Genomic DNA, 23,982 nt, shown 5'->3' with positions numbered 1-23,982 from the left:
GGCTACGGCGCCGGGGTGAAACGGAGGATGGTGCGGGTCAGGTGCAGGCTGGTGATCACCCAGGATCCGTCGCGTTTTTCGTAGGTCTCGTGATAGTGCCCGGCGCCGAAAAGCTCACCGCCGTCGGCGAACAACAACAGATCCTCCATCGCCCAGATCGCCGAGGCCGCAGTGTCGGAGGTGAGGGTGATCTCCGGGGTGTGCACATGGTGTTTGGTCTGCGCATGCTCGACACCGCCGAGCACCACGGGCACGAACGCGTCCAGCCCGACCAGGTCGGGGGCGGTCTGGCCGTCGGCGCCGGCGGTCGAGATGGCCATGTCCAGCTTTACCACCACATCGGGGGCGAACAGTTTCTTCCACGCCTCGTAGTCCTTGGTGTCCAGGAATCGGCAGTAGCGGGCCTTGAGCTGGCGGATCGCCTCGTAATCGTCCATGTCTAGAACTGCGCCATTCCGTTGTCGATGGACAGTGCGACCGCGCTGATGTGCCGCGCCTCGTCGGAGGCCAGCCAGACCGCCGAGGCCGCGACATCCTCGGGTTCGACGATCCAGTTCGGGGTGAACGGGGTGCCCATCTGCACCAGCGGCGGGTTGGTCTCGAACGCCTTGTTCAGGGCGACGACCATGTCACCGGTACCCATCGAGGTGTTGACCGGGCCGGGGTGCAGGCTGTTGACCCGGATGTGGTGGCGCCCCAGCTCGGCGGCGAACGCCCGGGCCATCCCGGTGACGGCGTGCTTGCTGGCGGTGTAGTGCACCATGAACGCCTGCATCTTCACGCCCGCAAGGGAACTCACCAGGATCACCGATCCGCCACGGCCACCGTCGATGATGTGCTGGGCGCCTGCCATCACGGTGTTCCAGACACCGATGACGTTGACGTCGATGGTGTCGCGGAATGATTCGGGGGTGATGTCATGCCAGGCCTCCGGGATGGTGATCCCGGCGTTGGCCACGATCACGTCGAGGCGGCCCAACTCGGCGACCCCGTCGTCGACGGCGGATTTCAGTCCGTCGAAGTCCCGCACGTCGACCGCGCGGTGAAAGATCCGGCGGCCGGTGGCCTTCACCAGGTCGACGGTCTCGGCGAATTCGTCGGGTGTGGCCGACAGGTAGGGCACCTTCGCCGGCAGTGGCCCGGCGATGTCGACGGCGATGATGTCGGCGCCTTCGTTGGCCATTCGGACCGCGTGCGCGCGGCCCTGACCGCGGGCGGCACCGGTGATGAAGGCGACCTTGTCGGTCAGCAGGCCGGGCATCGTGCTCCTTTGCATTTGGCGGCGTTCCCGGACGATACTACTGTAAGCTCTTCAGTATCTCGCGTGGATCCGGAGGGTGTAGATCGTGAAGGTTCCGTTCACCTGGAAGGTCACCGGCTGGTTCATGATCGGCTGGTCCGCCGAGTTCGTGGCCGGCGAGACGCGGCCGTTGCGATACTTCGGCGAGGACCTGGTCGCCTGGCGCGACGAGGATGGCGAACTGCACCTCATGGAGGGGCACTGCAAACATCTCGGCGCGCACCTCGGCCACGGCGGCAAGATCGTCGGTGACTGCGTGGAGTGCCCCTTCCACGGCTGGCGCTGGGGACCCGACGGCACCAACCGCTTCATCCCCTACCAGCCCGACAAACCCAACCGCGGGTTGCGGCTGCGCACGTACCCGATCGCCGAGCAGCACGGCTGTGTGTTCATGTGGTATCAGCCGCACGGTGAGCCGCCGAAGTGGGAGCTACCCGACATCTTCGACAAGCATCCCCAGTTCGAGACCGACCCGGATGCCTACTATCGCCCCTTCCCGGAGTTCTCCCGGTTCGCCGAGAACGAACCGGTGCATCCCCAGATCGTGGCCGAAAATGGCCCGGACAGCGCGCATTTCCGGTACGTGCACCGCGCGACCGTCACCCCGGTATGCCTGGACTGGCAGGTCGTCGACAACGAGTGGCGCTTCCTCACCGGCTGGCCCGATGCCCGCAGCGACGACCCGGACAAGATGTCGCTCTACATCCACAGTCACTTCTCCGGACTGGGATTCGCGATCAGTGCCTTCGAGGGTGCGGCCAGCCACCGGCTGATCTTCGCCTGCACTCCGGTCGACGATGAGGTATCCAACATGTTCTATTCGATCTGGTGGCCCAGGGATCCCGGCGACACCTCCGACATCCCACCCGAGCATGTGCGTCAGCGAGTCGAGAAGCAGTACCTGATCACGGTGTGGGATGACCTGGACATCTGGCGTTATCAGAAGTACGTCGAACGGCCGTCGCTGTCCAAGATCGATGCGAAACCGTATATGGCCATGCGGAAATGGGCCGAGCAGTTCTATGAGGTGCCGGGGATTGCGACGTCGGGGGTATGACGACCGCGGTCGTCACCCAGGAACTCCAGGGCGCGGTCGTCGGCCCCAACGCCGGCCTGGGCGCACTGGCCAAGGAGGCCCAACGTTTTGCGTTGCCCAACATCGCGCGACTGCTACCTGCCGCGCGCAACGCCGGCCACCACATCGTGCACTGCACGGTGCAGCGCCGACCGGACGGCCTGGGCTCCAACCACAACGCCAGGCTGTTCGCTGCGGGTGAGAAAGCCGTCGATATCACCCCGGGCAGCGAGGGGGCGGCGCTGCTACCCGAATTCGGCCCCGAGCCAACCGATCTGGCGCTCGCACGTTGGCACGGTGTCGGCCCGATGGGTGGCACCGACCTGGATGCGGTGCTACGCAATCTCGGTGTCGACACCATCGTCGCCGTCGGCGTATCGCTGAACATCGCCATCCCCAGTCTGGTGATGGACGCCGTCAACGCCGGTTACCGGGTGGTACTGCCGCGTGACGCCGTCGCCGGCTTCCCCGCCGAATACGGCCAGGCCGTCATCGACAACAGTCTCTCCCTGCTCGCCACCGTGACCACCACCGATGACCTCATCGCCTCCTGGAAGTAGCCCATGACCCAATTCACCGTCTCTGCCGTCGCCGAAGCCGTCGCCGCCGCGATCCCCGACCGCACCTTGGTGGTTCAGGGTGAGCGCCGCTACAGCTACGCCGACATCGTCGGCCGCTCCCAGAAGCTGGCCGCCTACCTACACGCCCAGGGCCTGGGCGCCCACACCGATCGCGCCGCACTGGCCGGACACGAGGTCGGGCAGGACCTGCTGGGGATCTACGCCTACAACGGACCCGAGTTCGTGGAAGGCATGCTGGGCGCCTTCGGAGCCCGGGTCGCGCCGTTCAACGTCAACTACCGGTATGTGAAGAACGAATTGCAGTATCTGCTGGCCGATTCCGAGGCTTCGGCGCTGCTCTACCACGCCGCGTTCGCACCGCGGGTCGCCGAGATCCGGGCCGAACTCCCCCACCTGCGGGTGCTGATCCAGATCGCCGACGATTCCGGGCACGAATTGCTGGACGGCGCGGTCGATTACGAGTCGATCGTCACTGCCGACGGCGTCGCGCCACCCGTGGAGCCCAGCCCCGACGATCTGTACGTGCTTTACACCGGCGGCACCACCGGCATGCCCAAGGGTGTGCTGTGGCGCCAACACGACATCTTCATGACCGCGTTCGGCGGCCGGAACATGGTGACCGGAGAACGCGCGACCTCGGTCGAGGAGATCGCCACCCGGGTCGCCGAGAATCCCGGCACCAAGCTGATGATCCTGCCGCCGCTCATCCACGGTGCCGCACAGTGGGCGGCGATGACGGCGATCACCACCGGTCAGACGCTGGTGTTCCCGGCCACCGTCGACACCTTCGATGCCGACGAGGTGGTGCGCGCCATCGAGACCGAACGGGTGCTGGTGGCCACCGTGGTCGGCGACGCGATGGCCCGTCCACTGCTGGCGGCCATCCGTAGCGGCGCCGCCGATGTCTCCAGCTTGGCCGTCATCGCCAACGGTGGCGCCCAATTGACCCCGTACGTCAAACAGCAACTCATCGACGCCAAACCCGGCCTCATCGTCATCGACGGTGTCGGCTCTTCGGAGACCGGTGCGCAGATGAGTCACATGTCCGCGCCCGGCGCGGTCTCGACCGGCACCTTCAATGCCGGGCCCGATACCTGTGTGGTCGCCGAGGATTTCGGCGCCGTGTTACCCGCTGCCCATGACGGGCTGGGCTGGTTGGCCCAACGGGGTTATGTCCCGTTGGGCTACAAGGGTGATGCCGCCAAAACCGCCAAGACCTTTCCGGTGATCGACGGTGTCCGGTTCGCCGTACCCGGGGACCGCGCCCGCCATCTGGACGGTGGTGCCATCGAGTTGCTGGGCCGCGATTCGGTGACCATCAACTCCGGCGGCGAGAAGATCTTCGCCGAGGAGGTCGAGTCCGCGATCGCCTCGCACCCGGCGGTGGCCGATGTCGTGGTGGCCGGTCGGCCGAGCGAACGGTGGGGCGCCGAGGTGGTCGCGGTGGTGGCACTCGCCGACGGCGCGCAGGCCAGCGCCCAGGATCTCATCACACACGCCGAGACGACGATCGCCCGGTACAAGTTGCCCAAGGCGGTGGTCTTCCGGCCGGTGATCGTGCGCAGCCCCGCCGGTAAGGCCGACTACCGGTGGGCCCGCGAGCAGGCCGGTCTCGGCGACTAGTTCACCGGGAAGCCAGCCGGCGCCGGGTCCGGCGCCGGGCCAGGCCCAGCGACAGGTCGGCGTACATCCGCATTCCACGCCGGAACGGCGGGGCGGCCGATCCGGTCATGCTGAACGGCAGGTCGGTGCCCACCACGGTGCGGTGGTGGCTGAAGGCGTCGAAACCGGCCTTGCCGTGATACGCCCCCATCCCGCTGCGCCCGACACCACCGAACGGTGCGGCGGACGGGATCATCTGGGCGGCAAAGTCATTGCGTGCGACCCCGCCGCTGCGGGTCCGGCGGATGAAACCGCGGAACCCGTCACCGTCGGGGCCGAACCAGTACGCGACCAGCGGCGCGGGCCGGGCGTTGACGTAGTCGATCACCTCGTCCAGTGCCGAGTAGCCCAGCACTGACAGTACCGGACCGAAGATCTCCTCCGATGCGATCGCCATGGTGTCGTCGATACCGGTGACCAGCGTCGGTGCGATCTTGCGGCTGGCCCGGTCGGGCAGCGTCTCGCCGGCCGGCGCGACGGTGTGCACACCCGCCCCGCGCGATCGGGCGTCCTCGACGAGCGCCACCACCCGGTCGAAGTTGGCCTCGTTGACACTCGAGCAGTAGTCGTCGTTGGTGACGATGTGGGAGAACATTCCCACCCAGGTCTGCCGGACGACGGTCAGGAATCTCGCCAGATCGGCCTGCGGGACGAAAACGTAATCCGGACAGACGCATACCTGACCACCGTTGACCATGCGTGCCTGTGCAATCCGGGTGGCCGAACGGTCGATATCGGCGTCGGGCGCGACGACGACGGGATTCTTGCCGCCCAGCTCCAGGGTCACCGGGACGAGGTTGGCCGCCGCGGCCCGCTGGACCAACGACCCCACCGCGGGGGACCCGGTGAAGAACAGATGGTCGAAGGCGAGGGAGGCGAATTCCGCGGCCACCTCGGGGCCGCCGGTCACCACCGCCAGTTCGGTGTCCTCGAAGTACTTCGGAGCCAATTCGGCCATCAGTTCGGCTGTCCGAGAGGTGACTTCGGACATCTTGATCATCACCCGGTTACCCGCCGCGAAGGCCGCCGCCGCCGGCAGCACCACCAGGTTGAGCGGGAAGTTCCAGGGTCCGATGATCCCCACGACACCCAGCGGGGCCGGTTCGACCTCGGCGCGCAACCCCGCAAACCGCGCGGCCCGCATCAGCGGGGTGGCCTTCATCCATTGCGGGACATGGGCTCTGGTGTGTTCGATGACCGGGATCATGCCGACGACCTCGGTGAACAACGAGGCGGCCCGCGACCGGGTACCGAAGTCGGCGGCCATTGCGTCGACGAAGGCGTCGGTGTTGTCCAGCACGAGGGCCAGCAGTCGATCGATGCGGTTGCGACGCTGTGCGATATCCGGCGGCCCCGCGGCGACAAAGGCCTGACGTTGACGATTCAGCAGGTCTGCCAGATCCGTCCGGTCCTCGGTGGACACCCGGGCTGCGCTCATCGTCGAACTCCTTTCGGTAAATCCGACGGTAGCAGCCTGCAACAGCCGCGCCAATGATTCATCGGCACTGGAAGAGGCAACAGTTCGTACGGACAGGACGTTCTACTGTAAGCTTTACAGTAATATCGGTCGGTAACGACCCGAGACGGGAGCAGCAGTGGACAGTCAGACCCGGGAGATCGAGCCGGTCGGGGCGGTGGAAGCCGCTCTCGGTGAGTCGTTCAATCTGCTGCGCAACCCCTATCCCCTGTTCCAGGCGCACCGGAGCCGGCACGGCGTCTTCGAGGGCAGCGTCATGGACTGGTCCAAGACGCCCGACGAGTTCCGCCCCGCCCACCAGTACGCCGCGGTGTCCTTCGACGCGGTCAACACCGCCTTCCGGGACAGCAAGTCCTTCAACTCGAAGATCTACGACGAGACGATCGGGCTCTTCATCGGCCCGTCCATCCTGGCGATGGAGGGCCCACTACACCGGGCGCACCGCAATCTGGTCACCACCGCCTTCAAGGCCAAGTCGCTCAAGCGATGGGAACCCGAGATCGTGCGCCCCATCTGCGAACAACTGATCGACGAGTTCATCGACACCGGTCGGGCGGACCTGGTCAAGGATTTCACCTTCGAGTTCCCGACCCGCGTCATCTCCAAGCTGCTGGGCCTACCCGAGGAGGACCTCACCTGGTTCCGGGCCCGGGCCGTCGAACTGATCAGCTACCACGTGAAATACAAGCGCGCCTTCGAAGCGTCGGCCGCCCTGAAGGATTACTTCGTCAACCAGATCGAGCTGCGCCGGTCCGCCCCCACCGACGACATCATCGGCGACCTGGTGACCGCAGAGGTGGACGGCGAGAAGCTCACCGACGAGGAGATCTACTCGTTCCTGCGCCTGCTGTTGCCGGCCGGACTGGAGACCACGTTCCGATCCTCGGGCAATCTGCTCTACCTGCTGCTGACCCATCCCGACCAGTTCGCCGCGGTGCAGTCCGATCACGAACTGATCGGTGCGGCCATCGAAGAGGGCCTGCGGTACGAGACACCCTTGACCACGGTGCAGCGCTCGGCCAGCGTGGACACCGAACTCGACGGGGTGGCGCTGCCCGCCGGTGCGGTGATCGACGTGTGCATCGGCTCGGCCAACCGCGACGAGAGTCGGTGGGCGCGTGCCGAGGAGTTCGACATCTTCCGGGACCGGGTGCCGCACATCACCTTTGCCGCCGGCGAGCACACCTGTCTGGGTCTGCACCTGGCCAGGATGGAGACCCGGGTGGCCATCGAGTGCCTGCTCGACCGGGTCACGAATATCGAACTCGACACCACCGACGATCCGCATATCTTCGGTCAGCCCTTCCGATCCCCCACCGCCGTGCCGGTCACCTTCGACCCGATCCGCTGAGCATGGCCCGCAGGACACGTCGGGAGCGGGGTTCGATCAGCGTCGAAGAGATCCTCAACGGCGCGTTCGAGGTCGCCGCCGAGGTGTCGATCGACAATCTGAGCATGCCGCAGTTGGCCAAGCATCTCGATGTCGGCGTCACCAGCATCTACTGGTACTTCCGCCGCAAGGACGACCTGCTGGACGCGATGACCGACCGTGCGCTCGACGAATACGATTTCACCGCATCGAGCATCGACGCCGGCAACTGGCGCCAATCGCTGGCCCACCACGCCCGCATGATGCGAAAGACGTTCCGCGGCAATCCGATCCTCTGCGATCTCGTCTTGATCCGCGGCTCCTACGGGCGTGCCGCCGTGCAGGGCGCCATCCGCAAACTCGAATCTCCGGTCGCCGCACTGGTCCGCGCCGGACTGTCCACCGAGGACGCCTTCGACACCTATTCGGCGATCGCCACCCACGTCCGGGCCACCGTGATCATGGAGCGCCTCCAGGACAAGATGCCCGGCATCACCCCACGCGCCGACGGCGACCGCGGCATCATCGACGCGGCCACCATGCCGACCATCGCCGAGGCGACCGGGCGCGGGCACCGGATGGGTGTCGCCGATGACATCAACTTCGAATACGTGCTGGAGTGCATCCTCGATCACGCCGAGGGACTAACCCTGCCGCGGTAGCCGCCACCCGATGGTCTTCGTCTCGGTGTACTGCGCGAAACCCTCGATACCGCACTGTCTTCCGACACCACTGTTCTTGTAGCCGCCGAACGGCGCGTCGGCGCCGTAGTACATGCCGCCGTTGACACCGATCGCACCGGTGCGGATCCGGCGGGCCACACCCATCGCCCGCTCGGGTGACTTCGACATGACCGCACCGGCCAGTCCGAAGCTGCTGTCGTTGGCCAGCCGCACCGCCTCGTCATCGTCGTCGAATGGGATGAGCACCAGCACCGGTCCGAACACCTCGTCCTGCGCGATCGCCGACGCGGGATCCGCGCCCACAATCACCGTCGGCGCCACGAAGTGGCCTTCGGCCAGATCGGCGGGCAGACCGACGGGTTCGCCGCCGCCCACCACGATCTGGGCACCGTCACGGCGGGCACCCTCGATCGCGTCGAGCACCCGCTGCTTCTGCGCCGCGCTGATCAGCGGTCCGACCAGGGTGCCGGGTAGCGCCGGGTCACCGACCGGCACGCCGGCGAATGCCATGGTCACATTGGCCACGGCCTCGTTGAACAAGCTGCGGTGCACCAGCATCCGGGTGTTCGCCGCGCACGCCTGACCGGCGTGCACACACGCGCCGATGGCACCGGGAATGACGTGCCCCGGGTTGGCGTCGTCGAGCACGATCATCGCCGACTTACCACCTAGTTCCAGGAAAGTGCGCTTCATGGTGTCCGCGCCGACCCGCATCAGATGTCTTCCGACGGCCGTGGATCCGGTGAACGACACCATGTCGACGCGCGGGTCGGTGCCCAACAATCCCGCGACATCGTTGGATGCGGTGGGCACCACATTGACCACCCCGGCGGGCAGGTCCGTGCGCTCGGCGATCAGCCGACCGAGCCGGGTCGCGTTCCACGGTGTGTGCGGATCCGGCTTGAGCACCACGGTGTTCCCGGCGGCCAGTGCGGGTCCCAGCTTGTTGAGGATGACCTCGACCGGGAAGTTGGACGGGGTGATCGCGGCCACGACGCCGACCGGTTCCTTGACCACGGTGCGCGCGTTGCGCTCCCCGAAGAGCCCGCCCCCGTCGAGGCGACGTTCCCATTCGAACTCGTCGACCAGGCGCGCCGGGTAGCGCAACGCATCGGCCAACGGCCAGTCGAGCTGGGCGTTCTGGGTGGTCATCACCGGGCAACCGACCTCGGCGATGAGCTCCTCGCGTAGCTCCTCCGTTTCGGCCTCGATGGCGTCCTGCAGTTGCAGCAGCACCCGCCGGCGCAGCGCTCGGTTGGTCGACCAGTCGGTGTCATCGAAGGCCCGACGTGCAGCACCGATCGCGGCGCCCATCTCCTCGGGTCCGGCCGCCGCGGTGGTGCCGAGCAGCAATCCGGTTGCCGGGCTGTGGTTGTCGAACTCCGCCGCCGCCTCGACCAGATCGCCGTCGATCAGCATCCGCTTCTCGGCGCGTGCGGCCGCACGACGGCCGATCTGCACGCTCGTCTGATCGACCACAACGTCACTCACGACGACCTCCCGTTCCCGATGATGTGAAGCTACGATACTGTAAGAATTACAGTTGGCTAGTTCAGTTACCGATTGCGAGGAGAGCCGGATGCAGAAAGCACTGGCAGAGGACATATCGACGTGGCCGGACGCCCAGCCCGCGTTGATCGGCAGTCGGTGTGGCAACTGCACGGCGACGACGTTCCCGGTGCAGCGGCGGTGCCCGGCGTGCAGCAGCGACGCGATGACAGCCGAACACCTGCCGCGCCACGGCACCCTGATCGCCTGGACCACCCAGGGCTTCCCGCCCGGTCCGCCTTACAAGGGACCGACCGGCAAGGATTTTGTGCCGTTCGGGGTCGGGCTGGTCCAGCTCGGGGACGTGATCCGGGTGGAAGGCCGACTCACCGAGAACGACCCGGCAAAACTGGAATTCGGTATGCCGGTCGAGCTCACCATGATCCCGTTCACCACCGATGCCGACGGCGACGAGATCGTCACCTTCGCCTTCAAGCCCCTGGGAGCATCCTCATGAACGACGTCGCCATCATCGGGGTCGGACTGCACCCGTTCGGCCGGTTCGAGGGCAAGTCGGCCATGGAGATGGGCGTCGACGCCATCTTCGCCGCCGTCGCCGACGCCGGGGTGGACTGGAAGGACATCGGGGCCGCCACCGGCGGCAGCTGGACCGTCGCCAATCCGGACGCCATCGTCGGCATGGTCGGCCTGTCCGGGATCCCGTTCACCAATGTGTTCAACGCCTGCGCGACCGCCGCCAGCGCGGCCAAGGTGTGTGCCGACGGAATCCGGTTGGGCGACTACGATATCGGCGTCGCCGTCGGACTGGACAAGCATCCCCGCGGCGCCTTCACCGAGGACCCCGCACTGGTCGGCATGCCCGCCTGGTACGCCGAGAACGGCCAGTACCTGACCACCCAGTTCTTCGGCATGAAGGCCAACCGGTACCTGCACGACCACAACATCTCGCAACGCACGCTGGCCAAGGTCGCCAACAAGAACCTGCGAAACGGCGCGATGAATCCGAACGCGTTCCGCCGCAAGCCGATCAGCGAGGACGACATCCTCAACTCGACGATGCTGAACTACCCGCTGACCCAATACATGTTCTGCGCCCCCGACGAGGGTGCGGCCGCGGTGGTGATGTGCCGGGCCGACCTGGCCCACAAATACACCTCGAAACCGGTGTACCTGCGGGCCGTCGAGGTACGCACCCGCCGCTACGGGGCCTATGAGGTGAACACCACCTGCGCCCCCGTCACCGAGGACGTCGCACCCACCGTCTACGCCGCCCGCGCCGCATTCGAGAGAGCCGGGGTGGCGCCCGAGGACGTCGACGTCGTGCAGCTGCAGGACACCGACGCGGGGGCCGAGATCATCCACATGGCCGAATGCGGTTTCTGCGCCGACGGCGATCAGGAAAAGCTGCTGGCCGACGGCGCCACCGAGATCGGCGGGTCGCTGCCCGTCAACACCGACGGCGGGCTGATCGCCAACGGCGAGCCCATCGGCGCGTCCGGGCTACGGCAGATCCACGAACTGGTGCGTCAGCTGCGCGGCGAGGCGGGCGACCGGCAGGTCCCCGGCAACCCGCGGGTCGGCTTCGCGCAACTCTATGGCGCCCCCGGCACCGCCGGCGCCACCGTCCTCACCACCTGATGCACGAGCAGACGCGAACGGCCCCAAAATTGGCTGATTTGAGGGCCCTTCACGTCTGCTCGCGGGAGAAAAGGAACCCACCATCATGACCGAGCAGTTCCGGGACGCACCGATCTTCGATGCCGACCAGCACATGTACGAGACCGCCGATGCGCTGATCAAGTTCCTGCCCGAGAAGTACAGCCGCGCGGTCCAGTACGGGCAGTTCGGCCGACAGACCCGGGTGGTGATCAATAACCGGGTCACCGATTTCATCCCCAACCCGACCTTCGAGCGGGTCGCCGCACCCGGCGCCCATGAGAAGTTCTTCGCCGGCGAGAACACCGAGGGCCAGACACTACGCGAGATGCAGGGCAAGGCCATCGAGGCGCCCGAGGCCACCCGCAGTCCCGAAGCCCGCGTCAAGGAACTCGACCGCCAGGGCGTCACCGAGTGCCTGAACTATCCGACGCTGGGCAGCCTGGTCGAACATTCCAGCGCCGATGATCCCGCGCTGACGCTGGCCATCGTGCACGCGCTCAACGAGTGGATCCACGAACACTGGAGCTTCAACTACCAGGATCGGGTGTTCACCACCCCGATCATCAATCTGTCCGAGGTCGATGCCGCTCAGCGCGAATTGGAATGGATCCTGGAGCGCGGCGCCAAGGTGGCGTTGATCAAACCGGGGCCGGTCAACGGTCTGCACGGCTGGCGCTCCCCCGCGCTACCGGAGTTCGACCCGTTCTGGCGCGATGTCGAGTCCGCCGGGCTTCCCATCGTGCTGCACGCCAGCTACCCGCCGCTGGATGACTACGTCGGCAAGTGGGAGCCGCCGTACACGCAGAACTTCATGGCGCAGAGCGCCTTCCGCTGGATGGTGCTGGGCCATCGTGAGATCGCGGACATGATCACCGCACTGATCTGCCATGGCACGCTCACCCGCTTCCCGAAGTTGCGGGTCGCCAGCGTCGAGAACGGCAGCGGCTGGATCTTCCCGCTGTTCAATGATTTCGAGGATCTGCAGAAGAAGATGCCGCAGAACTTCCCCGAACACCCGCACGAGGTGTTCCGGCGCAACATCTGGGTCAGCCCGTTCTGGGAGGGCTGTGTGTCCGATGTGGTGACGACCGTCGGCTGGGACAAGGTGCTGTTCGGATCGGACTATCCCCATCCCGAGGGTCTGGCCGAGCCCAAGGGGTTCTGGCGCTACGCCGAGGGGATGGACGTGCGGCGCACCTATGACTTCATGGGTGACAACGCCCGGCGGTTCATGGGCCTGCCGATCGCGAACCCGGATCCGGCGGCGGTCGATCCCCCGGTGCTCGCCGCCCCATGAACCCCGCGAGCAGACGTAAATGGTCGCTATAACCGAAGGTTTTCGCGACCATTTGCGTCTGCTCGCGGCTAGGAAACCTTGGCCTTGGGCGGCGAGTAGTTGGGCTTGCCCAGCCCCAGGACGTGCTGGGCGATCATGTTCCGGAACACCTCGAGCGTGCCGCCGTAGATACCCACCAACGGCGCGAACCGATACACGTACTCACTGCGATCATCGGCACCACCGTCGGCTCCGATCGGCAGTGCGGCAACGGATCCGGCGATATCCATCAGGTCGGGCGACACGTCACGCATGGTCTGCGCCAGCGCCACCCGACCGAAGATGCTCGGCGCCGACAGCGAGGCCTCGATACGGGCGACACTGCGGCCCAGCCGATAGGCCACCGAGGCATCGTCGATGCGCGGTGCTACCAGGGCGGCGACATTGTCGGCGGCCTCGGCCATGAACCCGGCCTGATGGGCCATGATCGCCACATCGGCGAGCCCGTCATCGGCGGCGGCCACCGCACCGTGCTCGGCGTCGAGTGGTTCGCGCACGACCGTCCAGCCGCCGTTCACCTCACCGAGGCGGTACTTGTCGTCGACGCGGACATCGGAGTAGTAGACGATGTTGGTGCGGTCACCGTCGACGGTGCGGATGCCCTGGATCTCGACGCCGGGTGAGTCCAGCGGGACCAGGAACATGGTGAGGCTCTTGTGTTTCGGCGCCTCGGGGTCGGTGTTGGTGATCAGGAAGACGTACTTGCAGTTGTGCGCGCCGGTGGTGAACATCTTGGACCCGTTGATAACCCACTGGTCGCCGTCGCGCACGGCACGGGTCTTGCAGGTGGCGACGTCGGACCCACCCTCGGGCTCGGTATAGCCCAGTGCCATCCGGACGGTCCCGTCGAACACCCCGCGCAGCACGTCGTCGCGGATCTCGTCGGAGCCGAACTTGGCGACCGACCGGGCGATCATGATGGTGGTACCCCAGGTCACCCACGGCACCTCGGCCCGGCGCCGCTCCAGAGCCCAGATGCGCGACTGCACCCGGGTAAATCCCCCGTCCGCCTCGGACCGGAATTCCTTCTCCAGGTAGCCGGCCGCGCCGAGTGCCAGATGCACACCCTCGTGGAAGTTGTCGCCGGTTTCGCGGTCGTGGCGGATGACGTCCTCGGTCACCACCTCTGCCAAAAACTCACGCAACTCGGTCTGGAACGCCTTGTCCTCATCGGACAGGTCGACGACTGAGAAATCCATTTGGTTACGCCTCCACACTCTCGCGGGCCGTGACGATCCGGGCGATGTGCACCGCAGTGGCACCGGGATCACCGCCGGCCAACGCCCAGCCGCGCGCCCGGACCAGGTAGGCCGTCGCGGCGGCTTCGGCCGACACCCCGAGCCCACCCTGGACGTGCACGGCCATGGTGGCGGCCTTGGCGGCCTCTTCGGCCATGAAGACATACGCCGAGGGCGCCAGCTCCGGACGTTCCTCGGGTTCGTTGTCCAGGAACCAGGCGGCCCGCCGGGCCAGCCCGCGACCGGACTGCACGGTGATGGCGATATTGGCCAGCGGATGCGAAATGCCCTGCAGGGTGCCGATCGGCACGCCGAGCGTGTAACGGGTCTTGGCGAATTCCGCGGCGATCGTCATGGTCTCCTCGACCAGACCCACCAGCGCCGATGCGGTCAGCAGCCGCCATTCGTCGAGCGCCCGTTGGTATTCGGTCAACGCCGCCGCACCACTGGCCAGCACGGTGCGGTTGTCCGCAGCCGCCGGATCCACCCAGGCCATCGGCAGCTTGCCGATGTTGTCGACCTTGGCCGGTCGCGTCGAGTAGCCGAGCTGTACCAGGTCCTCGCCGTCGCGGACGATGATGTGGTCGGCGATCGAGCCCGCCGGAATCAGCCTGCTACCGCTCGGCTCCACCTGCGCAGGATCGAGCGCGACGAGTTGGGTGCCGGCCACGATCTCCGGGGAATCCAGCACACCGAGCCGTGCCAGCAGCCGTGCCGCCACCACATGGTCGATCCACGGCACCGGGGCCAGCACCCGCCCGATCTCCTCGGCGACCAGGGTCAGGTCAACCAGGGTGGCGCCGTCCCCGCCGACGGACTCGGGCAGACCCATGGTGGTCGCCCCCATACCGCACAGGCGTTCCCATAGGCTCTTGTCGAACCCGGCCGGTTCGGCCGCCCGCACCGTTTCGATATCGCAGTGGGTTTTGAAGAACTGTTTGTATGCCGCCTGCAGATCGGTGTGATCCTCGGTCAGGCTGTAATCCAGCCTGCGCAGTTCGTAACGGTCCATCAGTTCCTCATATCCTTTGTGCTCCTCGCGTCCGCGGTCTCGCCGAAGAAGAACTCGGCAGCGTTGTTGTAGAGGTAGTTGTCCAGCACGTCGGCGGGCAGGTCCAGGGCGAGCGCCTCGGGCACCACCCGCTGCATACGCAGCACCGGGAAGTCGGAGGCGAAGATGATCTTCTTCGGCCCTCGGGTCCGCATGTAGTGCAACAGGCTGTCCGGCAACCGCTTCGGCGACCACGCCGAGGTCATCAACCGCAGGTTCTGGTACTTGATCAGCATGCGGATCGCGATATCCCACCACGGATCAGCGCCGTGGATCATGCACAGCTTGAGTTCGGGGAACCGCACGCACACCCGGTCGAGGTGGATCGGGTTCTGTACCTCACCGGGGATCGGCGGGCCCGGCATCCCGGTGTTGACACACAGCGGCAGTTCCAGTTCGGCGCATTTGGTGTACAGCGGGTAGTACACCGCATCGCTCGGCGGGTACTGACCGTCTGCCCAGAAGCTGGGCCCGACAACGGTGTACACCACCGGTAGATCCCGGGTGATGGCTTCCAGTTCGCGTAGCGACGGGATGGGCCGCAGCAGATTCACCCCGCCCATGGCCAATGCGAAACGATCCGGATGGGCCTCGACGAACTTGCGGGCGGTCACCGAGGGTTTGGCCAACGAGTCCATCAGGATGGCCTTGCGGACACCGTGGGCATCCATCTCGTCGAGCATCTCGGCCAGGTCGATCGGCTCGTACATCGACTTCGGGCCCTTGAAGTAGTCGTCCCGCACCTTCTTCATGAAGGTCGGCTGGTTCTCCGTCTCACCGAAGTGCACATTCGCCAGGCAGTCGATCACCTTGTTCATGCGAGCGTCTCCACTTGTTGCACCACTTGGTCTTTGGCCCACCGGTAGTCGGCCTTGCCGTTGCCCAGGCGCCGGACCTGGTCGACGAACAGCACATCCTTAGGGATTTTGAATCGGGCCAGCGTCATCGCACAGTGCTCGCGCAGGACCTCGGCGCTCACCGGCGCACCGGCTGCGACGATCGCGACCAGCTCCTCACCCCAGCGCTCGCTGGGACGGCCCACCACCAGGGCATCGACGATGTCGGAGTGCGCCCGCAGAGCCTGCTCGACCTCTTCGACGAACACCTTCTCGCCGCCGGTGTTGACCACCAGCGAGTCGCGTCCGTACAGCCGCAGCGACCCGTCCGCGGCCAGCGCCGCGCGGTCCCCGGACACCACCACCCGTTCGCCACCCACTTCGGGGAAGGTCCGCGCGGTGGCCTCGGCATCCTCGAAGTAGCCCAACGGAATCCGGCCGTTGCGGGCTGCCCAGCCGACCTGTTCCTCGCCGGGTGCCAGGAACCGGGTGTAGTCCTCGGCCAGCACCAGGCCACCGGCCCGCAGTTGGAACGTGTCCGCCGTCTCGGTCTGGCGCTGGGTGTGGCCGAAGCCCATGTTTCCGGTCTCCGAGGAGCCGAATCCGTTGATGATGGTGATCTGCGGAATGTGTTCCAGCAGCACGCGTTGGTGCCGTGGGTTGGTCGCCGCGCCGCCGGTGCCGATGGCGAACATCGACGACAGGTCGTAGGAGTTGCGACCGAGCTCTTCGACCAGGGGTGCGGCGTAGGCATCGCCGACCATGGTCATCAGGCCGACCTTCTCGCGTTCGGCGGTCTGCAGCACGGTACGGGCATCGAAGCGCGCCTTGGTGTCGTGCAGTACCACGGTCTGCCCAGACAGCAACCCGGAGAAGGCCGTCCACATGCCGGCCGCGTGCATCAGCGGGGACACCGCGAACCACGGCGGGCCCGCGTGCGCCACCTTGGCATGGATCTCGCCGACATCCTCGTGGTCGGCACCGTTCATCGACGAGACATAGATGTCACCCTGGCGCCACATGACCCCCTTGGGCCGTCCGGTGGTGCCGCCGGTGCAGATCATCAGCAGATCGTCGGGCCGCCCCACCGCTGCGTTGGACGAATCCTGTTGAGCCAGTATTTGATCCAGTGTGATAGCGCCGTTGATGTCGGGGCCGTCACCGTCGTCGACGGAGATCAGCAGTTCGGCATCCAGTACGTCGGCGAACTTCGTGCCGAGTGAGCGGTGATAGATGATGGCGCGGGGTTGCAGGTAGGCCAGCAGATCGGCGACCTCACCCGCTGAGTAGTAGTAGTTGACGTTGACCGGTACCGTGCGGGCCTTCAGGCACCCGATGACCATTTCCGGATACAGGTCGTTGTGCATCAGCAGCGCGACCCGGTCCTGACCGCATTCCCAGCGGTGCAGCTGGTGACGTTCGGTGTGTACGCCGAACCCGTTACGGGTCAGGAAGTTGGCCAGCCGACGGGTGCGCTCGGCACCTTCGGCGAAGGTGGTGCGCCGCGTCCCGCACACCGTCATCTCGCGGTCCGGCACCGCCTCGGCGATGGCGTCGATGACGGCGCCGATGGTCCACTCGGGCACCGTGGTTACACCGAGACCGTCAGATCGCGCACCCCGGGGGCCACCCGATTGACATCACCGAGAAGCTCAAGAGCGTTGTCGCGCATGACCTTACGGGTGTCCTCCAAACTGAATTCGGGGAACTGCGGAATGTCAGCGGTGAACGTCGTCGGATCGGCCAGGCCCTCGCCGTGCGGCCAGTCGGATCCGAACAGGATCTTGTCGACGCCGATGGTGTCGGCGAGCAACTTCACGTCGTCCTCGTAATACGGCGCGATCCAGACGTTGTTGCGCAGCTGCTCGACCGGATCCTCGGTGAAGTGGTACGGCGCGTTGTTGGCTGCCTTCTTCAGACGCTTGATCAGCCGGTACACGAAGTAGGAACCATTCTCGATACTGCACACCTTCAGATTCGGGTGCCGGGTGAACACCTGGTGCACGATCATCGAGGCCATCGTGTCGTGGATGGCGCGGTCGTCCATGATCACCATGTCCAGCGGGTCGCGCTTGCCGAACCCTCTGAAAACCCCACTGCCTCCCCATAGCGCGGGTACCGCCATGTAACCGGAGTCCGACAGGTGGAAGACCACCGGGACGCCTGCCTCGGCGAGCCGCGCCCAGACCGGGTCGTGCGACGGATCGCCGAGAGAACGCGGCCGCACCGCGCCCGGCACCGGAGCCGGTCGCACGCACACCAGCTTGGCGCCGCGGCCGATCACGAACTCGACCTCCTCGACGGCCTTGACCGGATCCGCCAGCGAGATGAGCGGTGCGGAGACGAAGCGTCCGTCGGGCCGATGGAAGCCCCAGTCCTCATCGAGCCACAGGTTGAAAGCGTGCACCGAGGCCATGGTGGCCTCGATATCGTGCTTGAGCCCCTCTTCGACGCCACACGCGAAAGTCGGCAACATGAACACCGTTTCGAGGCGCTGACGGTCCAGCACGGCCAGCCGGGCGTCCCGGTTCTGATACTCCGGATGCTCCGAGAGCCGGTCGACCTTCATCAATGATGCCGGGTCGACACCCTCGGGAATCTCACCGCGAAACAGCAGATCCAGACACCCCGGTTCGATGATCGGGTCGAATGTGGGATTCGGGATGAAGTGGTTCACGGTGCCCCCGAACAACGCCATGGTGCGTTTACCGTCCTGCACCATCTGGACCCCGCGGCTGCGGAACTCCTTGGGCAGGTGCCGGGTGAAGGCATCGATCGGTTCGTAGTAGTGGTTGTCGACGTCGACGGCCAGGTACGGCAGTTTCTCCGGGGTATCAGTCATTTTCGTCAACCTTTCGCGACAGTGTCGGGAAGTTCGGGGGGCGTTTCTCGAAGAAGGCGGTGATGCCCTCGATGAGGTCGGGCCGCACCATGGACTCGTGCATCAATGTCTCGGCGCGACCACTGACGTCGACGACATCGTCGTTCGCATCGCCGTAGAGCTGCCGTTTGATCACCGCCATCGAGGCCGGCGAGCAGTTGCTGGCCAGGTCCTCGGCATAGGCCAGCGCGGTCGGCAGCAGATCTTCCGGTGCGACAACCGATTTGACCAGTCCGAGCTCGGCGGCCTCCTCGGCCAGGAAGGTACGCCCGGACAGCAGCAGGTCCGCGGCGGCGCCCCAGCCGGCCAGTCGCGGCAGGATCCAGGTGATGCCGTACTCGCCGATCAGACCGCGACGCGGGAAGGCGGTGGCGAATTTCGCTCCCGCGGAAGCGAACCGGACATCACACATCAGGGCGTGGGTCAGGCCGATCCCGACACAGGCACCGTTGATGGCGGCGATCACCGGTTTGCGCAGTGTGGTCAGGAAGTGCGGGTGCCGTTCACCGACGATCTTGCTGACATCAGTGTCGCCGCTGATGGACTCGCCGAGATCCTGCATGGCGCCCATGTAGGCGCCCGCGCAGAATCCGCGACCGCTACCGGTCAGCACGATGGACCGCACCGCGTCATCGGCCTCGGCGCGGTCGAAGGACGCGTACACCCCACGCGAGATGTCGGCGCCCCAGGAGTTCAGCCGCTCGGGTCGGTTGAGGGTGATGACGGCGACGCCGCCGGCGGTGACGTCGTAGAGCACCGCCTCGGTGCCCACACTGTCGGCAACCGTCATGACCGGGAGAGCCTGCGTTCGGACATACTTACTGTATACCTATCGGTAGTACATTCCGCAAGCCTCCCGCGCGGCCTTCCACCTGCGAAAAGTAGCGCCGAACCGGTCCGTCACCCAGTCCGGTATTTCACCCGCGCGGCAGCAGATCCTCATCGATGATCTGCACACTTCCGTTGCCGTCGCCGTTGCTGCCGGTCACCAGAACGGCACCCGAACGGGGAGCCACCGCAACCGAATTGGGTTGCTGCACGGTCGGCACGTCACCGAGCACCCGGGAGGAGGCGGGGTCGGCCACGTCGACCACCCGCAGCAGGTTCGACGCGGTCAGCGTCACATAGAGTCGTTCGCGACCGCCGTCGTAGGCCAGCCCGTATGTTCTGCCCGGCGCATCGATGCGGGCCACGTCGGCGATCCGGGGGTCGATGCGTTCGATCAGGACGGCGCCGCCGTCGGTGTCGGCGAAGGCGGCCAAATCGCCCGTCAGCGAGATCGCGTGCGTCAGCTTGGTCCCGACGCGGGCCTGCGCGACCTCTCGGGCCGCGGCGGCGTCGTACACCCACACACCGTCCTGCACATCCGCCACGGCCGCGTAATTTCCCTCGGCCGCAACGCCACCCGGCTGTGGCGGCCCCGCGGGCAGTGATGCGGCGACTCGCCCGTCGCGCACGAACAACACCCCGCCGCCGCCCTCGTTGGCGACCACGATGGTGCCGTCGGCGGTCGCGGCCGCGTCGTGCGGTTGTCTACCGACCGCGTCCGGTTCTGATTCAGCACTACAGCCGGCGAGCAACGCGCCCACGGCCAGCACACTCGTCACGGCGTGGCAACGTCTGTTCATCCTTCTACAGTGCCCACCCTGGGCCCCGTCAACCGGATCAGCCGCGCATCAGAGGAAGTCGCTGCCTCCGTCGACGTTGACGTTCGCGCCAGTCATGTACGAGTTGCGCCGCGACGCCAGGAACGCCGCGACGGGTGCGATCTCGGACGGCAGGCCGGCCCGCGGCAGGTGCGCCGGGTGCCCGAAATGCTCGTCGATGGCCGCCATGAGTGCGTACGGATCGTCGCCGTCGACACCCACCGACGCCGCCCAGCCCCGCAGCGCCTCGGACGAGATACTGCCCGGCGAGACCACGTTCACCATGATCTCGTCGGGCGCCAACTGCAGCGACAGGTTCTTGGACACGCTGTTCAGCGCGGCCTTGGCGGCCGTGTAGGCAGGTAGCCGGGTGCTCTGCCGCTGTGTCGAATGGGCCGAGAAGTTGACGATGCGACCCCACTCGGCATTGCGCAGCAACGGGATTGCCGCTCGCACGCAGCGCACCATACCCATCAGGCCGGCGTCGAAGGCCTCCCGCCACTGCTCGTCGGTGAGCTCCTCGAAATTGCCGGCGGCACCGGGGCCCACGGTGTTGATCAGGGCGTTGACCTGGCCGTCCCAACGGGCGCCGATCTCGGCGAAGGCGCGCCGCACGCTCTCCTCGTCACCGGTGTCGGCGACGACGGCCACCGCATCGGGACTCCCCCGCCGGGTCAGGTCCGCGGCTGCCGCCTCCACCACCTCGCGGGTGCGACCGATGAGCGCCACCCGGGCACCGTCGTCGGCCAGACACTGCGCCGTCGCGAAACCCATCCCGCGACCGCCACCGACGACGACCGTCGCCGCGCCCGCGAAGCCGAGATCCATCGGGCTAGCTGCCGGTCCAGTTCGGCTTGCGCTTCTCGGCGAAGGCGGTGGCGCCCTCGATCGCGTCCTTGGACCCGAAGACCGGGCCCATGATCTCGTTCTGCTTCTGCCACATCTCGGCGGGGCTCCACTCGGCAGACTTGACGATGATCTCCTTGGTTGCGGCGACCGCCAGCGGGCCGTTGGCGGTGATCTTCTCGGCCAGTTCCAGTGCCCCGTCGAGCGCCTTGCCGGGTTCGGTCAGCTTGTTGACGAAACCCCATTCGGCGGCCTGCTCGGCGGTGAAATTCTCACCGGTGAGCGCGAGTTCGAGCGCCTTCTGGTAGGGAATGCGTTGGGGCAGGCGCAACAGCCCGCCGCCGCCGGCGACCAGGCCGCGCTTGACCTCCGGGATACCGAATTTGGCTTCCCGCGAGGCGACGATCAGATCGGTGGCGAGCACCATCTCGGTACCACCGGCCAGCGCATACCCCTCGACCGCGGCGATCACCGGTTTGCGCGGCGGACGTTCTGTGAACCCGATACCCCGGCCCTCGACATAGGGCAGCTCGCCGGAGGCGAAGGCCTTGAGATCCATTCCGGCACTGAAGTTTCCGCCGGCACCGGTCAGGATCGCCACCGAGAGCTCCGGGCTGTCGTCGAGTTCGTCCATCGCGGCGGCCAATCCCTGCGCCACCGGCAGGTTGAACGCGTTGCGGGCCTCCGGCCGGTTGATGGTGATGATCAGGGTGCGGTCCCGGCGCTCGGTCAGGATTTCGTCGGCCACTCTCGGTCCTCGCTATCGGCAGTGAAAGGGGGCAGATCAAACACCGGAAAACATTACTATATTTATTACGGTAACCGGCCGAGAGTCGCGTATCGCAGTCCCGAGAATGCGTGTATCGGTGCCGACGGTATGGCTACCGGTAAGCTTGACGGTTCACTGCACAGTTCCGGACGCGAGAAGGGTGGCCGTTGTGGCGAAGCCGGTTGCCGAGAAACGACAGCGCCGCGAGCGCGGGTCGATCAACCCCGACGACATCATCAAGGGCGCGTTCGAACTCGCCGAGCAGGTCGGCATCGACAACCTCAGCATGCCGTTGCTCGGTAAGCACCTGGGTGTCGGCGTCACCAGCATCTACTGGTACTTCCGCAAGAAGGACGATCTGCTCAACGCGATGACCGACCGGGCACTGAGCGAGTACGTCTTCGCGACCCCGTATGTCGAGGCCAAGGATTGGCGCGAAACCCTGCGCAACCATGCACGCACCATGCGAAAGACGTTCACCGGCAACCCGATCCTGTGCGATCTGATCCTGATCCGGGCGGCGCTGAGCCCACGCGCCGCCAAGCTCGGCGTGCTGGAGATGGAGAAGGCGATCGCCGGCCTGGTCGAGGCCGGACTGTCCGCCGAGGACGCCTTCGACACCTACTCCGCGGTGACGCTGCATGTGCGCGGGTCGGTGGTGTTACAGCGCCTGGCCGAGAAAAACCAGTCGGAGGACGACAGCCCAGGCGCTTACGACCAGACCCTGGTCATCGATCCGGACGTGGCGCCGCTGCTGGCCCAGGTCACCGGCGAGGGGCACAGTTTCGGCGCCTCGGACGAGAACAACTTCGAGTTCGGCCTGGACTGCATCCTTGAGCATGCGAGCCGCACGCTCGAGGACGCACCCAGGAAGCGTCGAAGGTGACTACACCTCGATGACGACGCCGCCGCCCTGACCGCCGCCGGCGCACATCGCCGCGACACCGATGCCACCGCCGCGACGCTGCAGTTCGTAGACCATCGTGGTGATCATGCGCGCACCGGAGGCCGCGATGGGATGGCCCAGGCTGCAGCCACTGCCGGAGTAGTTCACCAGTTCCTCGTCGAGGCCGTACTCGCGGACCGCGGCCACCGGCACCGAGGCAAACGCCTCGTTGATCTCCCACAGCGCGACATCGGAGGGCTTCAGGCCGGCCCGGTCGAGCACCTTGCCGATCACCTTGACGCCACCCAGTCCGGTGTCGCGGGCGGCGACACCGACCGAGCCCCAGGCCCGGACCTTGGCCAGCACGGAGAGGTTCTCCGCGGCCGCATAGGCGTCATCGACCAGTGCGACAGCAGCGGCAGCGTCGTTGGTGCCACTGCTGTTGCCCGCGGTAATGGAGAATCCTTCGATCTCCGGATGCAGGACCTTGAGGCCGGCGAGCTTCTCGACCGTCGTGTCGCGGCGCGGGTGCTCATCGACGCTGAACTCGGTGACGGATCCGTCGATCTGAGTCACCTTCAGGGGCACGATCTCGTCGGCGAACTTGCCGGCGTCCTGGGCGGCGACGGCACGCTGGTGCGAGCGCGCGGCCCAGGCATCGAGCTCCTCGCGGGTCAGACCATAGGACTGCGCAGTGTTCCAGCCTACCGTGATCGACATGTCGCGGGCCGGGGCGTCCGGGGTCTCGACATGGATGGGCGGCAGCCACCGCTCCTCGAACTTGAGCTCCGGTCCGATGACGCGCTGGCTCATCAACGGCGTCATCGACAACGACTGCACACCGCCGGCAACCAGTACCCGCTCCATCCCCGAGCCGATCTGCGCGGCGGCGTTGCCGATGGCGGTGAGACTGCCCGCGCAGTGCCGGTTGACGGCCTGGCCCGGCGCATTCTCGAAGCCGGCCACCAGCGCGGCATAGCGCGCCAGGTCACCACCGCCGTAATGGGATTCGGCGATGATGATGTCGTCGATCGCCGACGGGTCGATGCCCGCGCGCCGGACCACCTCGGGCAGCACGGCACCCAGCAGCGCGTCGGGCGGCGTGTTGACCAGCGTCCCCTTGAAGGACCGGCCGATGGCGGTGCGCGCGGCACCGACGATAACGGGTGAGGGCATGA

23 protein-coding genes are annotated in these 23,982 nt (G+C 66.4%); 9 read left to right on the top strand and 14 right to left on the bottom strand.

Annotation, left to right across the window (positions count from 1 at the left end; translation table 11 throughout):
- Positions 1–2: 2 nt before the first annotated feature.
- Positions 3–437: a nuclear transport factor 2 family protein gene (locus ACWDUN_RS01405; protein WP_449923567.1), complete on the bottom strand. Its 435-nt coding sequence runs from the start codon at positions 435–437 to the stop codon at positions 3–5.
- 2 nt (positions 438–439) lie between these two features.
- Positions 440–1,261 (bottom strand): mycofactocin-coupled SDR family oxidoreductase, encoded by an 822-nt coding sequence (locus ACWDUN_RS01400; protein ID WP_447708704.1) that lies wholly within the window; start codon positions 1,259–1,261, stop codon positions 440–442.
- An 85-nt stretch (positions 1,262–1,346) separates the two neighbouring features.
- Here ACWDUN_RS01400 and ACWDUN_RS01395 point away from each other — a divergent pair, with 85 nt between their 5' ends.
- From ACWDUN_RS01395 to ACWDUN_RS01385, 3 genes are read left to right on the top strand one after another with little or no spacing between them, the layout of a single operon-like run.
- Positions 1,347–2,357 carry an aromatic ring-hydroxylating oxygenase subunit alpha gene (locus ACWDUN_RS01395; protein WP_449923563.1) on the top strand — a complete coding sequence of 337 codons (1,011 nt, stop codon included), beginning with the start codon at positions 1,347–1,349 and terminating at the stop codon, positions 2,355–2,357.
- Complete coding sequence (locus ACWDUN_RS01390; protein WP_449923560.1) at positions 2,354–2,935, top strand: cysteine hydrolase; 582 nt, start codon at positions 2,354–2,356, stop codon at positions 2,933–2,935. The genes ACWDUN_RS01395 and ACWDUN_RS01390 overlap by 4 nt, the downstream gene beginning before the upstream one ends.
- A gap of 3 nt (positions 2,936–2,938) precedes the next feature.
- Positions 2,939–4,579, top strand: a complete 1,641-nt coding sequence (locus ACWDUN_RS01385; RefSeq protein ID WP_449923557.1) for an acyl-CoA synthetase — start codon at positions 2,939–2,941, stop codon at positions 4,577–4,579.
- A gap of 1 nt (position 4,580) precedes the next feature.
- On the opposite strand, the gene ACWDUN_RS01380 is transcribed toward ACWDUN_RS01385, so the two are convergent.
- The gene (locus tag ACWDUN_RS01380) at positions 4,581–6,056 is read right to left on the bottom strand and encodes an aldehyde dehydrogenase family protein (protein ID WP_449923554.1); all 1,476 of its coding nucleotides are present in this window, start codon (positions 6,054–6,056) and stop codon (positions 4,581–4,583) included.
- Positions 6,057–6,252: 196 nt separating this feature from the next.
- Between ACWDUN_RS01380 and ACWDUN_RS01375 the strand changes: the two genes are divergently transcribed.
- Together ACWDUN_RS01375 and ACWDUN_RS01370 are read left to right on the top strand one after the other, a co-directional pair.
- A complete protein-coding gene (locus ACWDUN_RS01375; RefSeq protein ID WP_449926141.1) occupies positions 6,253–7,446 on the top strand; it encodes a cytochrome P450 in 1,194 nt (397 codons plus the stop codon).
- A 2-nt stretch (positions 7,447–7,448) separates the two neighbouring features.
- On the top strand, positions 7,449–8,126 hold the full coding sequence (locus ACWDUN_RS01370; protein ID WP_449923552.1) for a TetR/AcrR family transcriptional regulator: 678 nt from the start codon (positions 7,449–7,451) through the stop codon (positions 8,124–8,126).
- On the opposite strand, the gene ACWDUN_RS01365 is transcribed toward ACWDUN_RS01370, so the two are convergent.
- On the bottom strand, positions 8,109–9,638 hold the full coding sequence (locus ACWDUN_RS01365; protein WP_449923549.1) for an aldehyde dehydrogenase family protein: 1,530 nt from the start codon (positions 9,636–9,638) through the stop codon (positions 8,109–8,111). The genes ACWDUN_RS01370 and ACWDUN_RS01365 overlap by 18 nt on opposite strands.
- 88 nt (positions 9,639–9,726) lie before the next feature.
- Between ACWDUN_RS01365 and ACWDUN_RS01360 the strand changes: the two genes are divergently transcribed.
- The 3 genes from ACWDUN_RS01360 (at position 9,727) to ACWDUN_RS01350 (ending at position 12,612) form a co-directional block, all read left to right on the top strand.
- On the top strand, positions 9,727–10,152 hold the full coding sequence (locus ACWDUN_RS01360; protein ID WP_449923546.1) for a Zn-ribbon domain-containing OB-fold protein: 426 nt from the start codon (positions 9,727–9,729) through the stop codon (positions 10,150–10,152).
- Complete coding sequence (locus tag ACWDUN_RS01355) at positions 10,149–11,294, top strand: thiolase family protein (protein ID WP_449923543.1); 1,146 nt, start codon at positions 10,149–10,151, stop codon at positions 11,292–11,294. The genes ACWDUN_RS01360 and ACWDUN_RS01355 overlap by 4 nt, the downstream gene beginning before the upstream one ends.
- A gap of 85 nt (positions 11,295–11,379) precedes the next feature.
- Positions 11,380–12,612: an amidohydrolase family protein gene (locus ACWDUN_RS01350; RefSeq protein ID WP_449923540.1), complete on the top strand. Its 1,233-nt coding sequence runs from the start codon at positions 11,380–11,382 to the stop codon at positions 12,610–12,612.
- Positions 12,613–12,680: 68 nt separating this feature from the next.
- Here the strand turns inward: ACWDUN_RS01350 and ACWDUN_RS01345 are convergent, their stop codons facing one another.
- The 9 genes from ACWDUN_RS01345 to ACWDUN_RS01305 all read right to left on the bottom strand — a co-directional run bounded on the left by ACWDUN_RS01345 (position 12,681) and on the right by ACWDUN_RS01305 (position 21,897).
- Positions 12,681–13,850 (bottom strand): acyl-CoA dehydrogenase family protein, encoded by a 1,170-nt coding sequence (locus ACWDUN_RS01345; protein ID WP_449923537.1) that lies wholly within the window; start codon positions 13,848–13,850, stop codon positions 12,681–12,683.
- Positions 13,851–13,854: 4 nt separating this feature from the next.
- Complete coding sequence (locus ACWDUN_RS01340) at positions 13,855–14,901, bottom strand: acyl-CoA dehydrogenase family protein (protein WP_449923534.1); 1,047 nt, start codon at positions 14,899–14,901, stop codon at positions 13,855–13,857.
- Entirely contained in the window at positions 14,901–15,758 is an 858-nt protein-coding gene (locus ACWDUN_RS01335) for an amidohydrolase family protein (protein WP_449923531.1), read from the bottom strand. Before ACWDUN_RS01335 ends, ACWDUN_RS01340 begins: the two co-directional genes overlap by 1 nt.
- Entirely contained in the window at positions 15,755–17,362 is a 1,608-nt protein-coding gene (locus ACWDUN_RS01330; protein WP_449923528.1) for an acyl-CoA synthetase, read from the bottom strand. The genes ACWDUN_RS01335 and ACWDUN_RS01330 overlap by 4 nt, the downstream gene beginning before the upstream one ends.
- Before the next feature lie 5 nt (positions 17,363–17,367).
- The gene (locus ACWDUN_RS01325) at positions 17,368–18,618 is read right to left on the bottom strand and encodes an amidohydrolase family protein (RefSeq protein WP_449923525.1); all 1,251 of its coding nucleotides are present in this window, start codon (positions 18,616–18,618) and stop codon (positions 17,368–17,370) included.
- The gene (locus ACWDUN_RS01320; protein WP_449923522.1) at positions 18,611–19,447 is read right to left on the bottom strand and encodes an enoyl-CoA hydratase; all 837 of its coding nucleotides are present in this window, start codon (positions 19,445–19,447) and stop codon (positions 18,611–18,613) included. The genes ACWDUN_RS01325 and ACWDUN_RS01320 overlap by 8 nt, the downstream gene beginning before the upstream one ends.
- A 127-nt stretch (positions 19,448–19,574) precedes the next feature.
- Entirely contained in the window at positions 19,575–20,285 is a 711-nt protein-coding gene (locus ACWDUN_RS01315; RefSeq protein WP_449923519.1) for a YncE family protein, read from the bottom strand.
- A gap of 48 nt (positions 20,286–20,333) precedes the next feature.
- Entirely contained in the window at positions 20,334–21,131 is a 798-nt protein-coding gene (locus tag ACWDUN_RS01310) for an SDR family NAD(P)-dependent oxidoreductase (RefSeq protein WP_449923516.1), read from the bottom strand.
- 4 nt (positions 21,132–21,135) lie between these two features.
- On the bottom strand, positions 21,136–21,897 hold the full coding sequence (locus ACWDUN_RS01305) for a crotonase/enoyl-CoA hydratase family protein (RefSeq protein WP_449923513.1): 762 nt from the start codon (positions 21,895–21,897) through the stop codon (positions 21,136–21,138).
- Positions 21,898–22,087: 190 nt separating this feature from the next.
- Here ACWDUN_RS01305 and ACWDUN_RS01300 point away from each other — a divergent pair, with 190 nt between their 5' ends.
- A complete protein-coding gene (locus ACWDUN_RS01300; protein ID WP_449923510.1) occupies positions 22,088–22,804 on the top strand; it encodes a TetR/AcrR family transcriptional regulator in 717 nt (238 codons plus the stop codon).
- Here the strand turns inward: ACWDUN_RS01300 and ACWDUN_RS01295 are convergent, their stop codons facing one another.
- The gene (locus ACWDUN_RS01295; protein WP_449923507.1) at positions 22,805–23,980 is read right to left on the bottom strand and encodes a thiolase family protein; all 1,176 of its coding nucleotides are present in this window, start codon (positions 23,978–23,980) and stop codon (positions 22,805–22,807) included. It lies immediately after the preceding gene.
- Between the last annotated feature and the right edge of the window lie 2 nt (positions 23,981–23,982).

The sequence above is a fragment of the Mycobacterium sp. NPDC003323 genome (assembly GCF_053589535.1).
The sequence above is the reverse complement of the archived record's forward strand: the minus strand, read 5'-3'. Positions and strand labels throughout refer to the sequence as shown.

What these genes read in the sequence shown, in the direction of transcription:
- ACWDUN_RS01380 (WP_449923554.1), bottom strand. Translation starts at nt 6,056, where the DNA reads ATGAGCGCAGCCCGGGTGTCCACCGAGGACCGGACGGATCTGGCAGAC.
- ACWDUN_RS01310 (WP_449923516.1), bottom strand. Translation starts at nt 21,131, where the DNA reads ATGGATCTCGGCTTCGCGGGCGCGGCGACGGTCGTCGTCGGTGGCGGT.
- ACWDUN_RS01360 (WP_449923546.1), top strand. Translation starts at nt 9,727, where the DNA reads ATGCAGAAAGCACTGGCAGAGGACATATCGACGTGGCCGGACGCCCAG.
- ACWDUN_RS01405 (WP_449923567.1), bottom strand. Translation starts at nt 437, where the DNA reads ATGGACGATTACGAGGCGATCCGCCAGCTCAAGGCCCGCTACTGCCGA.
- ACWDUN_RS01355 (WP_449923543.1), top strand. Translation starts at nt 10,149, where the DNA reads ATGAACGACGTCGCCATCATCGGGGTCGGACTGCACCCGTTCGGCCGG.
- ACWDUN_RS01340 (WP_449923534.1), bottom strand. Translation starts at nt 14,901, where the DNA reads ATGGACCGTTACGAACTGCGCAGGCTGGATTACAGCCTGACCGAGGAT.
- ACWDUN_RS01350 (WP_449923540.1), top strand. Translation starts at nt 11,380, where the DNA reads ATGACCGAGCAGTTCCGGGACGCACCGATCTTCGATGCCGACCAGCAC.
- ACWDUN_RS01315 (WP_449923519.1), bottom strand. Translation starts at nt 20,285, where the DNA reads ATGAACAGACGTTGCCACGCCGTGACGAGTGTGCTGGCCGTGGGCGCG.
- ACWDUN_RS01370 (WP_449923552.1), top strand. Translation starts at nt 7,449, where the DNA reads ATGGCCCGCAGGACACGTCGGGAGCGGGGTTCGATCAGCGTCGAAGAG.
- ACWDUN_RS01390 (WP_449923560.1), top strand. Translation starts at nt 2,354, where the DNA reads ATGACGACCGCGGTCGTCACCCAGGAACTCCAGGGCGCGGTCGTCGGC.
- ACWDUN_RS01325 (WP_449923525.1), bottom strand. Translation starts at nt 18,618, where the DNA reads ATGACTGATACCCCGGAGAAACTGCCGTACCTGGCCGTCGACGTCGAC.
- ACWDUN_RS01335 (WP_449923531.1), bottom strand. Translation starts at nt 15,758, where the DNA reads ATGAACAAGGTGATCGACTGCCTGGCGAATGTGCACTTCGGTGAGACG.
- ACWDUN_RS01400 (WP_447708704.1), bottom strand. Translation starts at nt 1,261, where the DNA reads ATGCCCGGCCTGCTGACCGACAAGGTCGCCTTCATCACCGGTGCCGCC.
- ACWDUN_RS01320 (WP_449923522.1), bottom strand. Translation starts at nt 19,447, where the DNA reads ATGACGGTTGCCGACAGTGTGGGCACCGAGGCGGTGCTCTACGACGTC.
- ACWDUN_RS01345 (WP_449923537.1), bottom strand. Translation starts at nt 13,850, where the DNA reads ATGGATTTCTCAGTCGTCGACCTGTCCGATGAGGACAAGGCGTTCCAG.
- ACWDUN_RS01295 (WP_449923507.1), bottom strand. Translation starts at nt 23,980, where the DNA reads ATGCCCTCACCCGTTATCGTCGGTGCCGCGCGCACCGCCATCGGCCGG.
- ACWDUN_RS01385 (WP_449923557.1), top strand. Translation starts at nt 2,939, where the DNA reads ATGACCCAATTCACCGTCTCTGCCGTCGCCGAAGCCGTCGCCGCCGCG.